Source organism: Saccharopolyspora sp. NPDC050389 (assembly GCF_040655595.1).
Taxonomy (GTDB): domain Bacteria; phylum Actinomycetota; class Actinomycetes; order Mycobacteriales; family Pseudonocardiaceae; genus Saccharopolyspora.
This window is the reverse complement of record NZ_JBFAKG010000035.1, coordinates 21,900-34,881: the sequence shown is the minus strand read 5'-3', so window position 1 is coordinate 34,881 and position 12,982 is coordinate 21,900. Positions and strand designations below refer to the sequence as shown.

The window sequence follows — 12,982 nt, the reverse complement described above, 5'->3', positions numbered from 1 at the left end:
CTGCGGCGAGCCTCGCATCTCGCTGGTGACTGCGGCCACCGAACCGGGCGTCGACCATGCCCGACCGGCAGCGGAAGGACACTTCTCCCTCCCAGAGTGTTGTTCCCCGATCTGACCGGCGGGCACCGGAACGCCAAGAGCCCGGGCACGACGTGCGTGCCGGCATGCCGTGCCCGGGCCCATCCGGCCCCGCCGTTCGCCGCGTCCTGCTGGAAGGAAGCGGGCCGGTGCTGTGGAGAAATTCGGAACTGTCGCCGCGATATGCCGGAGGCCGAGGTCGCCACCGAAGGCTCAACACGTTGATGGAACGGGGATCTCTCGTCGTTGGCGCAGGGATGCCCGGCAGTGTGAATGAGCACGCGCAGAGCGGACCTCGTGCTACTGGTAGCCGCCAAGGACTTTCGGGGAGTGCTGCTCGGCTTTGGGGCTCTGGCGGCCGAGTCGCTGTGCTGGCCCTGGCCTCGGCCCGAATTCGTGAGCAGCAGCGTCAGGAGAAGTCGATCTTCGCGGCACCGGCCGCGTCGCAGGCCTCCAGATCGTCGACACCTGCTGACAATGTGGCGTCGATGATCGTGTCCAGTGCGTCGCGGGCGGCCAGGAGGCTGGCCACGGCTTCGTCGATGCGCTCACGTTCCCGGTTCAGGTCGGGCAGCATGCCGGAACAGGCCGGCGACAGGGTTTGCCCGTCGTTGACCATGCACGGCAGCAATTCGGAGATCGTCGCGGTGTTGAGTCCGGCGGCGAGCAGCATGCGGATGCCTCGCACCGTGGCGACGTCCCCTTCCGAGTACTCGCGGTATCCGCTCGGCCGTCGCGATGGCCTGATCAGCCCTTGTTGCTCGTAGTAGCGCAACAACCGGGGGCTGACCCCGGTTCGTCGGGCGAACTCGCCCATCCGCATGTGATGACCACCATGTCCAGTTGACTCTCACATCGATGTGACACAGCAGTCTAGCCAGCATGACGAACCAGCAATCGGCAATGCAGCAACACGCACCAGTCACCGTCGTCGGTCTCGGCCCCATGGGCCTGGCGCTCGCAGAAGCGCTTCTGGATCGCGGCCACCCCACGACCGTCTGGAACCGCACTCCCGAGAAGGCCGACGGACTAGTCGAGAAGGGAGCCCACCGCGCGGAAACTGTCCTCGAAGCGGTGTCAGCGAGCACCGTCGCGATCATCTGCCTCAAGGATTACGAGACCATGTACGGGGTATTCGACTCCGCAGCAGACGCTTTGCCGGGACGGGTACTGGTGAATCTCTGTTCCGGTACGCCGAGCGAGGCCGTTGCAGCGGTCGGCTGGGCGAACGGGAGCGGCGCCGAGTACCTCGACGGCGCGATCATGGTGCCGCCACAGCTCGTCGGCCACCCCGAATCCGTCTTCCTTTACAGCGGCTCGGAGGAAGTGTTCGGCGAGCATCGGGCGACGCTGGCGAGCATGGGTGACGCTCGTTTCCTCGGCACCGACCCGAGCCTGGCGGTGCTGCACAACACGGCTCTGCTCGGCCTGATGTACGCGACCATTAACGGCTTCCTGCACGCCACCGCCCTGGTCGGCTCGGCGAACGTCTCGGCGGTCGAGTTCGCCGATCTCGCCATCAACTGGTTCATGCCCGCGGTGGTGGTGAACTCGACCCTCGTCGAGCAGGCGTCCGATCTGGACCGAGGCAATTACCCCGGTGACCTCGGCACCATGGAGATGAACCTGAACGCGCTCGAGCACATCGCTCGGACCTGCGCGGAACAGGGCGTCCACGCCGACCTGCCGCGACAGATGGCGACGATCGCCGAGCGGCCGATCGCCGAGGGTTACGGCGACAAGAACTACCTGGCCGTGTTCGAGATCTTCAAGAAGGCGACGCGGGCTTGATGATCACCGTGCGCGAGCGGCGTGGTGCTTGGGCGATCAGGCGACGCCGCAGCGGCGGATCGCGAGCAGGGCGTAGGCGCGCGCGGCCCGTTCCAGCTCCGCGATCGCGACGTGCTCGTCGTGCGCGTGTGCGTAGCGGATGTCTCCGGGCCCGTACTGGAGCGTCGGAATTCCGGCGGCCGCGTAAAGCCGCAGGTCGGTTCCGTACGGGGCGCCCACCGCCGTTGGGTGGGCAGTTCCGGCCGTTGCGGCGGCGTCCTGGGTTTCGGCGAGCAGACGGTGTCCTTCGGGCAGCCGTCCGCTGGCGAACATCCCGCCGGGCCAGCTGACCCGCACCGGGTGTTCCGAGAGCCACGGGTCGGTGGTGCAGGCCTGCGCGATGGCGGTTTCGAACTCGGCTTTGGCGGCGGCGATCGACTCGTCGAGCCGTACGCCGTAGCGGCCTTCGGCGATCGCGAGGTCCGGCACCGTGCTGGCCCAGTCGCCGACTCTTGCCATGCCGATCGACAGCGGGTACGGCACTTCCAGGTGCGCGACCAGCGGATCGGGGTCGGCGTTGCGGCGGGCCTCTAGTTCGCGCAGGGCTGGGAGCAGGGCGGCGAGGTTGTCCAGCGCGCTCACACCGCGGTAGCGGGTGGAGCCGTGGGTGCTCTGACCGGCGACTTCGAGCCGGAACGTGAGCGAGCCGCCGTTCGCGGCCACGATCGTGCCCGAGCTCGGCTCGGCCAGGACGCACGCGGCACCGCGATGGCCTCGCTGGAGCGTCGCGAACGCGCCCAGCCCGCCGTCCTCCTCGCCGACGACGGTGTGCACGGCCACCGGCCGGGCGAGCTCGATCCCGGCCGCGCGCAGGGCCTGCAGCGCGCCGAAGATCGCGGCCAGCCCGCCCTTCATGTCGCAGGTGCCTCGACCGGCGGCGATGCCGTCCGCGACGCGCAAGGCGTACGGGTCGCGATTCGGCCACCGGTCGAGATCGCCGGGTGGGACGACGTCGGTGTGCCCGCAGAAGATCAGCGCGGGCTCCGGGCCGTCCCCGTGCACGCCGACGCAGCCGTAGGCGACGTCGCGGTCGGCCTCCTGCCCGGGGAAGCCCGGCTGCTCGGCGAGGGCCGGGACATCGATGCGCCAGTGGTCCACCCGGTGCCCCAGCGCGCCCAGCTTGTCAGCGCACCACTGCTGGGCGTCGTGTTCGCCGGTGGTGCCGCCGACGCTCGGAATCGCGACGAGTTCTCGCAGGTCGTCCAGAATCCCGTTCACGTCCACCGCGTCGAGCGCGCGAAGTTCGAGGTCGGAGGGGGTATGTGCGCCGTTCACGTTTCGAGTGTGTCGCATGCGTCCAACGGCTCGACGCGCGCCCACTACCATCTCCGCGTGGCCGAAGGCGACAAGACCGAGCGGGAATTCGAGATCGGCAAGGACGGACTGGGCGGCATCGTCGTGGGCATGGACGGCAGCCCGGCGAGCTTCCACGCCGCGGCGTGGGCGGCCGGCCTGGCCAGGCGGGAGCGTGCCCGCCTGGTGCTGGTCTACGTCGAGGCAGTGGGCGGCGTCGCCTACTGGTCGCCGATGGGCGTAGCGGTGGCCAGCGAGGCGGCCGAGAGTCTGGTGGAGGAGCTGAAGAAGGAAGTCGTGTCCCACCTGAAGTGGGTGGACATCGATTGGGACTTCGTGCACCACCGCGGCGATCCGGCGGTCGGCCTGGAGCAGGTCGCCGAGCAGTACCGGGCGGATCTGATCGTGGTCGGCCGATCCCGTCGGCGAGGCGGCCTGCTCGGCACCGTGCCGGCGACGCTGGTGGTCGAGGCGGTCCGGCCGGTCGTGGTCGTGCCTTGAGCTCTCACGAGCCCGGAGTCAGCACGAGGTAAGCGAAGCCGAGTGCGCCGCGGTATCCGCGCAGCCACCCGGTGCGGTGCTCGTCGGCCAGGGCGCGGACTTCTTCGCGCCCGGCCGCGGTGGGGTTGTTCAACAGCCACTTCTCCAAGGCGCCGCACCAGCGGGATTCGAAGCTGTCCCACTCGTCGGTGCTGGCGGTCGCCAGCCGCAGCATCCGGAACCCGCATTCCTCGGTGAGCTCGACCAGGTCGGCGAGCGACAGGTCCACGCCGAGGTCGTCCGGCATTGGCGTCGTCTCCCGGAAGGCCTCGCCGAAGAGCAGCCGACCACCGTGCCGCAGTCGCGGCCGGATCGCTTCGAGCGCCTGCCGGGTGCCGCCCCACGCATGGCTGCTGCCGACCGAGATGACGACGTCCGCGGTTCCGTCCCAGCTTCCGGCATCGCTCTGAACGAACCGCGCCCGCTCAGCGACACCACGAATCTCGGCGTTGTGGCGGCCCCGGGACAGCTCCTCGCCGGTGGTGTCGATGCCGATGCCGGTCGCGCTCGGCTCCGCTTCGAGCAGCCGCAGCAGCAGCTCCGCCCACCCGCAGCCGAGATCGACGACCTCGGCGGAGTTCAGCGGCGCCAGCGCGGCGATGAGCTCTTCTGCGCGGGCGTCCGACATCGGCGCGTTGAAGTCGAGGTCTGCGTGTGCGAGCAAAGTCGGATTCACCCGGCGCAGACTGGCAGAGCCGTCCGCCGGGTGCCACGGATTATTCTGCTCGCGACGATCGGCTATTAATGTTCAGCGGTGGGACAGGATGTTGACCACCGTTCCGCTGGGGTCGCGGCAGAAGAAGCGGCGGACGCCCCACGCCTCGTCGGTAAGCGGGTGCACGATCTCGCGGCCCTCCTGCACGGCTTGCTCGTGAGCCGCGTCGACGTCGTCGACTTCGATGGAGATGTCCGGGTGCGCCGGTGCCGTGGCGTCCTCGCTGATGATGCTGATCTGGCGCTGCGGATCGTCAGGCGCGCTCACGGTGACGATCCAGCCGAGGTCCATGACGACCTGGAAGCCCAGGGCGTCTACGTAGAAGTCGCGGGTCGCCGCGAGGTCGTCGGCGTGGATGTTGGGTACGACTCGGCGCACGCGCACGGTGCCTCCAGGAGGGTCGGTGTCACGTGCCACTCTAGGAGTCATGACGAGCGTGGTCGGCGAGGATTTCCAGGACGCGGTGCTGACGGACGAGCAGTGGGAGGGCCGGACCTTCGAGCGCTGCGACTTCACCGACGCCGATCTGACGGGCTTGAGCACCCGCAACTGCGTGTTCTCCGACTGCGTCTTCACCGGCACCGATCTCAACGGTTCCAAGCACGTCGCGACGGCGTTCCGGTCGTGCAAGTTCGAGCGCACCGTGTTCGGGAAGTCCACCATGGACGGATGCAGCCTGCTCGGGTCGAGCTTCGTGGACTGCCGCCTGCGCGCCTGGACGTTGCGAGAGACGGATCTGACGCTGGTCGGCATGGGCAAGGCGGACCTGCGAGGCCTGGATCTGCGCGGAATCCGATTCCGGGAGGCCAATCTCGTCGAATGCGATCTGCGTCGCTGCGATCTCCGCGAGGCGGATTTCACCGGCGCACGCATGCTCAGCGCCAGGCTGGATGATGCCGATCTGCGCGACGCCCGGATCGATGCCGATGCCCTGGTGCAGGCGAAGCTCTGGGGCGCCCGAATCGACACGATGACGGCACTCGCATTCGCCGCCGCCCACGGCCTCCGCGTCGACTGACCGGCCGCACGACGCCGCCAGGGTGTCCGGGGCCGAAACTGGAAGCCCCAGGCGGGGCATCGCGATCCTCGAATTCCGAAAGGGCCTGCGAGGTGTGGAGCATGTCGCAAGGCAGGTGACGGGGTGGCCGGTCGGTGCGTGGGGAGGGGGCCGCACCGACCGGCCCGCAGGGGACCGGCGCCGGAGGTCGGGGGCGCGTCGGCTGCCGGGCCCGAGGTTTCGGGGCTCAGAGCCGGTGGAGGGCTTCGAGGATTCGGCGTTGGATCTCCGGTGGCGGTGGCCCGGAGCCATTCGTGTCCGATGTGGACTGGCGGAACCCTTCGGGATCGCGGAGGCGGTGGCGGCCGCCTCGTTGACGTTGTTGTCGTTCGGCCTCGGCTTCTGCGATGAGCTGCCAGACCGTCAAGGCTCCGTCGCCGCCTCCGGCGTGTTGCGGCCGGTAGGACTTCCAGTGCATGGCGAGGAGGAGCAACGTCGGGGCGGCGACGATTGCGGCGATGGACGGGAGCATGGCGAACATTCGGATGATCCTTCCGAGTAGGTGCTAGTCGGAGCCTTTTCCTTGAGCAGCAGGGAGACCTCGTCCAGGGCGGTGGTGACTGCGGAGAAGTCGTCGGCGTCGAGGTGTCCTGCGCCGACCTGAAAGGCGACGTCGTCGAGTAGCCATTGGGTTCGCCGCAGCGGCACGGCCAGCGCTGCGTTCTCAGCGCCCATTGCGTCGCGACCGACGCCCGATCGTGTTGAGGCGAGCGGAACTTTCGTTGCGCCCTTCGGCGCGAAAGTTCGTTCGCTCGGAACTGCAGATGCGAGATGTTGCGCGATCCGGTGCGCTTCCGCGTTGCAGTCATCGCACGTGGACCACAGCCAGCCCAGCTCGGTGTTGTCGGCCGACAAGTGTTGCCGGCACAGGGTTGTCACGTCCATGCTGGTCGGATAGCCGCCGCCTGGGCGGGAATCCAGGCTCGCGTGTCGCTGGCCATCGGCCGGAACCCAGTGGAACGGGTAAGGCATCGCCATCACCATCTCGGGCGGAAAACCCGCCGCAGCAAGGAAAAGTCATCGGACGCCCGCCCCGCCGGAATGTCCCCGTGAACCAGTCGAGGCGGGGCGATGTGATCCACAGTGGCGCATGAAAACTTCTCATGCAATCAAACCTGTGTGATTACATAGAATGATCGCTCAATCGTGGAACTTCCTTGTGTGATGACATGACATAGCCTTCAGATGTCTCGAACATTGGGAGATCAGCGATGAGCGAAGACGGGCCAGGTCCGAACGTGCGGCGCCGTCAACTAGGCCGGGAATTGCGGAAGTTGCGCGAGAAGGCCGACATGACACTCAAGGAGGCAGCGAAGTTCGCAGGTCTGACGAGCACCACGATCAGCCGGATCGAAGGCGGCAAGCAGACGATCCTGACGCGGAACGTGCGACTGCTCTGCCAGTGCTATGAAGTCGGTGCGTCGATGCTCGACACGCTGATCCGCTTGGCCGAGGAATCCAACGAACGCGGCTGGTGGACGGACTTCAGCGATAGTCTCCCGGACTGGTTCGAATCCTTCGTCGGCCTCGAATCCGACGCCGAGGAAGTTTGGCGGTACTCGCCGAACTTCATCGATGGTCTGTTGCAGACCCCGGAGTACGCCGCTGCCTTCCTAGAGCTGGTTCCAAAGGCGACCGAGAAGATCATCAAGCAGCAAGTCGACTTCCGTCGTGCACGTCAGGATCGAGTCAATCGAGAAGACAGTCCGACCAAACTGCGTGTGGTGCTCGATGAAGCGGCGCTGCGCCGGACGGTCGGCGGCGTCGACGCGATGCGTGACCAGATCGGCCACCTCGTCGAGCTTGCCGAACGGCCCAACATCACGATCCAGGTCGTGCCTTTCGACGCGGGCGCATACCTCGGCATGCAGAGCCCGTTCCACCTGCTTCGGTTCGCCGAGGGATTCGATGACATGGACGCCGTGTATCTGGAGAACCAGCGGGGTGCGATCTGGATGGAGCGCCCTACGGACATCAAGTACTACATCCGGCTCTTCGAGCGGATGACCGAAGTCGCGCTCGCGCCGGATGAAACCGCGGATTTCATGGATAGCCTTGCTTCGTCCCTGTGAACACGCCTGAGGGAGAAGCGCGACGTGACGGATCTTTCCAGCGCCTTATGGCGAAAAAGCACGCACAGCACTGAGCAAGGCACCTGCGTGGAGTTGGCGTTGAATGTGCCGGGAGTTGGCGCGGTGCGGGATTCGAAGGCCCCGGACCAGGGAGCTTTGGTGTTCCGTCCCGCCCAGCTGCACGGGTTCCTCGCCGCGGTGAAGTCGGGCCGCTTCGATCGCTGAACGAACGAAGGGCGCCTTCGACCGTGCCGGTCGAAGGCGCCCTTCGCGCTGGATCGGTTATTCCATGGGCGGGCGGTCGTTGGCCGGCATTTCGGCCAGGGTGCCGTCCGCGAGCAGGTCGCCGATCGTCGTCGGGAGCACGAACGCCGTGCCGCCGCCGGGCTGTTCGAACCACGGCACCGCCGTTCCGCGCAGCGCCTGGATCGGTCGCTGCACCCGGTACGCGAAGTACGAGCGGTTCGACCACTGCGGCGGCAGCGAACGGTGCGTGTACGGCGTGCGGATCGCGTACGTGACGTTGCCGTTCGGCTCGCCGAACCGGTCCAGTTCGGTGCCCGGCTGCAACATCACGATCCGGCGGTCCCGGTACAGCGTCAGCGGCGGCTCACCGCTGAGCGGCTGGATCTGCTGACCACCTTGCGGCTGCGCGCCGGGCTGCCCGCCCGGCGGCTGGCCCGGCTGCCCGCCCTGCGGCGGACGCGGCGGAGCCTGCCGCGGCGGGCCAGCCATGCCGGGCCCACCGGGGCCCGGACGCCGCTCCGCGCCGCCGGCCGGCCCCTGCGCGGGTCCGGCCTGGGGCACAGGCGCTCCGCTTTCGCGGCGCGGCTGGCGCTTCGGCAGCGGCGGCGGTGCGCCCGGCCCGCCGACCGGCGGCTGCACGGGCTGCCCGACCGGCGGCGACGGCGGAGCCGCCGGAGCCGACTGAGGCGGTGCGGGACGGTCCATCCGCGGGGCGGGCTGGAACCGGGTGGCTTCTTCTCCCGCCGGGGCAGGGGTGTCCTGCGGCGGTTCTTGCGGTCCGCCCGCCGGGTCCTGGTTCGCGGTGAACAGCGGGTTCGCCCCGCCGTGATCCGGTTCCGGTGCCGGTCGTTGCGGCAGCTCAGCCGGTTCCGCCGCGGAACGCTGCGGCAGATCGCTCACCTCTGCGGAGCGCTGCGGAAGGTCGGAGACCTCCGCCGCCGCTCGCTGCGGCAGGTCGGCGACCTCCGGTGCCGAGCGCTGTGGCAGGTCGGCGACCTCCGGTGCCGAGCGCTGTGGCAGGTCGGCGACCTCCGGTGCCGAGCGCTGTGGCAGGTCGGCAACTTCCGGTGCCGAGCGCTGTGGCAGGTCGGCAACTTCCGGCGCCGAGCGCTGCGGAAGGTCGGAGACCTCCGGCGACCGCTGCGGCAAGTCCGGCGCGGAACGCTGCGGCAGCTCGGCCGGCAGCGCAATCGCGTCGACCGGTTCCGGCGCAGGCCGGTCCATCAGGAGGCTGCCCAGCAGGTACGCCGCGGCGTGGTCGACGCGGGCGAACCGGACGTCCTCGCCGTCGTCGGAACCGGCGGTGACGACCCAGTCCGCCCCGTCCTCCAGCAGGCAGCGTGCGTCCGGGCTGTGGCTGCCGATGCGGTAGCCGCCGCCGTCCACCTGGTGGTCGGTGAGCCGGTCGTGCAGCTTGGCCAGCACTTCCTGGGTGTCCGGTGCGTCGGTCTCGTCGAGCACGTGCCGGGATCCGCCCGATGGCTCGGGCTCGGCGAACGACTCGTCGGCCTCGTCGTCGAGGTCGGGTTCCGGGTCGGCCGCCGGTTCGGCGTAGTCCTGCGGCTCGCGGTCGAACTCGCGGTCGGGTTCACCGTCGAGGTCGTCGGCGGGCTGGTCGAGCAGCTCGCTGACGGCCGCGTCGCGGGTGGCCTCGTCGACCTCGGTCAGCTGGAAGGCGCGCCGGCGGATGTGCTCGACGAGTTCGGCTTCCGGCGGCACCCCGTACTGCGTCAGGTAGAAGGCGATGGCGCCCGGCCACAGCCAGGTGCCGTCGGTGTGCCAGGTGCCCGGGACGGACGCGGCGCGCTCCGGGTCGAGCTGGTCTTCCTCGTCATCGCGGGAGGCCAGCACGATCGGGGCGTTCTCCAGGTACTGGCGCAGCACCCCGATTTCTTCGGTCGGGATCGGCTCGCGGTCGGCGACGACCGGGCGGCCCTGCTCGTCGTAGTCGTCGAAGACGTTGGCGACCTGGAATCCGCTGTCCGGCTCGTCGATCCCCGGCTCCGGGATCGGCGTTTCGGCGATGGCGGGTTCGGCGGCCGGTGGGGCCTCGGGCTCGATCGGGTCGACGACCGGTGCCGCGACGATCGGCGGCTCGACGATCGGTGCCTCGGCGACCGGCGGCTCGGCGACGTGCGATTCCGCGACCGCCTGCTCAGCGGTCGATAGCTCGGCGGACTGGGACTGGGCGGTGCCGTCGAAGCGCTCCCGCATCCAGTCCGGGATGTTCTCCTCGGCGCGCGGGTAGCGACGCAGCTCGTCGACGTACGCGGCGCGCGGCAGCGGGCGCTGCCACTGCGGCTCGGAATCGAAGTTGATATCGATCCGGTAGCTCGACGGGCGCTCCACGACGTAGAGGGCGCTGAGCCAGGTGCCCACATCGGGGCGGTACATGCCTTCGCGCAGGCGCTCGAAGATCTCCTGCAGTTCGATCGGCGGCTCCCAGGGGTGGGAGCTGCCGTCCTGAGCGGCGACCTCACCCAGCAGGTCGTGGTACTCACCGGTGGCGCGGTACTCCACCGTGATCTCCTGCCAGTCCTCGGGAGCGCCCTGTAACAGCAGAACCCCGATCCTGCGGGCGATCTGCTCCTGCTCTTCCGGACTGATCGCTGTCGGACGCGACATGGGTGACATCCTCCCCCTCTCGACGAGGCAACCCGACTCCACCCCGCCAAGACGCTACTCGACGCGGGTGCGGCCATGTGCGCTGTGTGCGAGTTCGGTGCCGTTGATCCAGCACACGTGCTCGCGCACAAGATCCTTGTCACAGCGCGCGGTGATCTCGTCACGAAAGCCTGCCTGTTGGGCGGCCGGATGAACATCACACCACCAGGTGTATCGATCAGCGGCGCCCGGTCGGCGGCGGACGGTCGACGAAATTAGGTAGCGGCACGGGCGTGCCAGAAGTCAGAGTGAGGCACGTGCTGCGTCCCTACCGACTTCTCGCGGCGGTTCCGCATGCCTCGAACCTGATGGCGTTCAGCCTGCTGGGGCGCCTGCACATGCCGGCGCTCGCGATGGTGCTGGCCTTCTTGGTCGTCGACTGGACCGGCTCGTACGCCATCGGCGGCGTCATCGGGATGACCGTGACGGCCGGCCAGGCCATCGCCGGACCGCTGCGCGGCCGGGCCGCCGACCGCAGCTCGGCGCCGAAGCTGTTGGTCCTGACCGGCCTGGGCTCCGGGCTCGGGATGGCGGCGCTGGTGCTGGTGACCCGCTGGGTGGAGCCGTCGCAGTGGTGGCTGATCCTGCCGGTGGCGGTGCTCACCGGGCTGTCGCACCCGCCGATCACCCAGGTCGGCCGGGCGATCTGGCCGCGGCTGACCGACGGTCCGGCGCGGGAGGCGGCCTTCGCGGTGGAGGCGACGATGCAGGAGCTGCTGTTCGTCGTCGCGCCGATGCTGGCGACCTTCGTGGTGGCGATTTGGGGGCCGGCCGTCGCGATGCTGGCCTGCGCGGCTTGGGCGGCTCTCGGGGCGGTGATCTTCGCGGCGGCGTTGGTGCGCGCCGGGCTGCGCGAGGCGCCGGGAGAAGGCGCGAGCGGCGCTCGCGGGGCCGGGTCGCTGTTCCGGGTGCGCGGCTTCACGTCGCTGCTGATGTTCTACGCCTTGCTGGTGGGCGGCCTGATCTCGATGGACCTGGTGCTCGTCGGCTGGGCCCGGGAGCGCGGTGCGCCGGAGCTGGCGGGGCTGCTGGCCATGGTGTGGGCGGTCGGGTCGTTGACCGGTGGCCTGGTGTCGGGCGGTTTCGCGGCGCGACCGCGGCTTTGGCTGCGGGTTCTGCTGAGCGCGTTGGGAATGGCCGCGCTGGTGCCGGTGCTGCCGCCGATCGCCGATCCGGGCTCGCCGTGGCTGGTCGGCGTGATCTTGCTGGTCGGTGGCACCGCGATCGCGCCGACGTTGGCCGCCTGCAACGGGCGGATCGCGGACTTGGCGCCCGCCGCGCGGCGCAGCGAGGCGTTCGGCTGGCTGGCCAGCGCCACCACGCTGGGCGGGGCGCTCGCTTCGCCGCTGGCGGGCTGGATGCTCGACCTCTCCGGCCCGGCGGCGGCCGCCGCGATCGCGGCCGGGTTGGCCTTCCTGGGCTTCGGGTTTGTCGTACATCACAGCGCCCGGGCGTCGCGTGCGCCGCGGGAGAGCGAGCAGACTGCGATTACGTGACTGTTTCAGCGCTGCGACACCAGGATGACCGGCCGACGACCCGGGAACGGATGCTCGGCATGGCCGGCGCGGCCGGGGTCGGGGTGTTGCTCGCGATCCAGGCGCGGATCAACGGCGCGCTCGGCATGCGGATGGACGATGGAATCGCCGCCGGGCTGATCTCGTTCTGCTGCGGTTTCGTCGTGCTCCTGGCCGCCACCTTCGCGTTCCCGCAGGCCCGGCGTGGCTGGCGGAATCTGCGCACCGAACTCCGCAGGCCGGGTGGGCTGCGGCCGTGGCAGTGCCTCGGCGGCGTGTGCGGCGGATATCTGGTGTTCACCCAGGGGATGGCGGCGGCCGCGCTCGGCGTCGCGATGTTCACCGTCGCGGTGGTGGCCGGGCAGGTCAGCAGCGGGCTCGTCGTCGACCGGCTCGGGTTGGGCCCCGCAGGGCCGCAGCACGTGACGCCCGCGCGGCTGCTGGGAGCGGGGCTTGCCGTGGTGGCGGTGGTGATCGCGGTGTCCACGAAGTTGGGCAGCAGCGAGGCCAGCTGGCTGGTGCTGTTGCCCGCGCTCGCCGGGATCGGGCTCGGCTGGCAGGCGGCGGTGAACGGCCGGATGAAGCAGGCGGCCGACTCGGCGGTGTTCGCGGCCATGTTCAACTTCGGCATCGGGATGACCGCCCTCGCGGTGGCCTTCGCGGTCGAGGTCGCGCTGCGCGGCCTGCCGCACCTCCCGGCCGAGCCGTGGCTCTACACCGGCGGTTTCCTGGGGATCTTCGTGATCGGTGGGTCGGTGGCGCTGGTGCGCTTCACCGGCGTGCTGGTGCTCAGCCTGGGCATGATCGCCGGTCAGCTGGTCGGTGCGCTGCTGCTCGACGTGTTCGCCCCGGCCGCCGGGACGGGCATCTCGGCGTCCACTGTGCTCGGCGTGCTGCTCACGCTGGTCGCCGTCGGCGTGGCGGCATTGCCGGACCGGGCGGGACGCGCTGCGCGTCGTCTGCCACGATAAAC

14 protein-coding genes are annotated in these 12,982 nt (G+C 69.5%); 7 read left to right on the top strand and 7 right to left on the bottom strand.

All coding sequences use genetic code 11. The features are described 5' to 3' along the window. Window positions 1-487: 487 nt before the first annotated feature. Window positions 488-895 carry a MerR family transcriptional regulator gene (locus AB0I53_RS23160; RefSeq protein ID WP_358606449.1) on the bottom strand — a complete coding sequence of 136 codons (408 nt, stop codon included), beginning with the start codon at window positions 893-895 and terminating at the stop codon, window positions 488-490. Window positions 896-960: 65 nt separating this feature from the next. On the opposite strand from AB0I53_RS23160, the gene AB0I53_RS23155 reads away from it, so the two are divergent. Further along, window positions 961-1,869: an NAD(P)-binding domain-containing protein gene (locus AB0I53_RS23155; protein ID WP_358606446.1), complete on the top strand. Its 909-nt coding sequence runs from the start codon at window positions 961-963 to the stop codon at window positions 1,867-1,869. 36 nt (window positions 1,870-1,905) lie between these two features. Here AB0I53_RS23155 and AB0I53_RS23150 read toward each other — a convergent pair whose 3' ends face one another. Beyond that, window positions 1,906-3,183: an ArgE/DapE family deacylase gene (locus AB0I53_RS23150; RefSeq protein WP_358606443.1), complete on the bottom strand. Its 1,278-nt coding sequence runs from the start codon at window positions 3,181-3,183 to the stop codon at window positions 1,906-1,908. A 57-nt stretch (window positions 3,184-3,240) separates the two neighbouring features. On the opposite strand from AB0I53_RS23150, the gene AB0I53_RS23145 reads away from it, so the two are divergent. After that, on the top strand, window positions 3,241-3,702 hold the full coding sequence (locus AB0I53_RS23145) for a universal stress protein (protein ID WP_029536194.1): 462 nt from the start codon (window positions 3,241-3,243) through the stop codon (window positions 3,700-3,702). Window positions 3,703-3,706: 4 nt separating this feature from the next. On the opposite strand, the gene AB0I53_RS23140 is transcribed toward AB0I53_RS23145, so the two are convergent. Then, window positions 3,707-4,417, bottom strand: a complete 711-nt coding sequence (locus AB0I53_RS23140; RefSeq protein WP_358606441.1) for a class I SAM-dependent methyltransferase — start codon at window positions 4,415-4,417, stop codon at window positions 3,707-3,709. A gap of 72 nt (window positions 4,418-4,489) precedes the next feature. Continuing rightward, window positions 4,490-4,840 carry a VOC family protein gene (locus AB0I53_RS23135; RefSeq protein ID WP_358606438.1) on the bottom strand — a complete coding sequence of 117 codons (351 nt, stop codon included), beginning with the start codon at window positions 4,838-4,840 and terminating at the stop codon, window positions 4,490-4,492. A 43-nt stretch (window positions 4,841-4,883) separates the two neighbouring features. Between AB0I53_RS23135 and AB0I53_RS23130 the strand changes: the two genes are divergently transcribed. After that, a complete protein-coding gene (locus AB0I53_RS23130) occupies window positions 4,884-5,474 on the top strand; it encodes a pentapeptide repeat-containing protein (RefSeq protein WP_358606435.1) in 591 nt (196 codons plus the stop codon). A 226-nt stretch (window positions 5,475-5,700) separates the two neighbouring features. Here AB0I53_RS23130 and AB0I53_RS23125 read toward each other — a convergent pair whose 3' ends face one another. Beyond that, entirely contained in the window at window positions 5,701-5,994 is a 294-nt protein-coding gene (locus AB0I53_RS23125) for a hypothetical protein (RefSeq protein ID WP_358606432.1), read from the bottom strand. After that, window positions 5,877-6,485 carry a zinc finger protein gene (locus tag AB0I53_RS23120; protein ID WP_358606430.1) on the bottom strand — a complete coding sequence of 203 codons (609 nt, stop codon included), beginning with the start codon at window positions 6,483-6,485 and terminating at the stop codon, window positions 5,877-5,879. The genes AB0I53_RS23125 and AB0I53_RS23120 overlap by 118 nt, the downstream gene beginning before the upstream one ends. Before the next feature lie 239 nt (window positions 6,486-6,724). Between AB0I53_RS23120 and AB0I53_RS23115 the strand changes: the two genes are divergently transcribed. Continuing rightward, window positions 6,725-7,585 (top strand): helix-turn-helix transcriptional regulator, encoded by an 861-nt coding sequence (locus AB0I53_RS23115; protein WP_358606427.1) that lies wholly within the window; start codon window positions 6,725-6,727, stop codon window positions 7,583-7,585. 24 nt (window positions 7,586-7,609) lie between these two features. Then, window positions 7,610-7,810 (top strand): DUF397 domain-containing protein, encoded by a 201-nt coding sequence (locus AB0I53_RS23110; protein WP_358606424.1) that lies wholly within the window; start codon window positions 7,610-7,612, stop codon window positions 7,808-7,810. A gap of 57 nt (window positions 7,811-7,867) precedes the next feature. Here AB0I53_RS23110 and AB0I53_RS23105 read toward each other — a convergent pair whose 3' ends face one another. After that, entirely contained in the window at window positions 7,868-10,456 is a 2,589-nt protein-coding gene (locus AB0I53_RS23105; RefSeq protein ID WP_358606422.1) for a glycohydrolase toxin TNT-related protein, read from the bottom strand. 296 nt (window positions 10,457-10,752) lie between these two features. On the opposite strand from AB0I53_RS23105, the gene AB0I53_RS23100 reads away from it, so the two are divergent. Together AB0I53_RS23100 and AB0I53_RS23095 are read left to right on the top strand one after the other, a co-directional pair. Then, window positions 10,753-11,991, top strand: a complete 1,239-nt coding sequence (locus tag AB0I53_RS23100) for an MFS transporter (protein WP_358606419.1) — start codon at window positions 10,753-10,755, stop codon at window positions 11,989-11,991. Next, window positions 11,988-12,980, top strand: coding sequence for a DMT family transporter (locus AB0I53_RS23095; RefSeq protein WP_358606416.1), 993 nt, complete (start codon window positions 11,988-11,990; stop codon window positions 12,978-12,980). The genes AB0I53_RS23100 and AB0I53_RS23095 overlap by 4 nt, the downstream gene beginning before the upstream one ends. Window positions 12,981-12,982 lie beyond the last annotated feature (2 nt).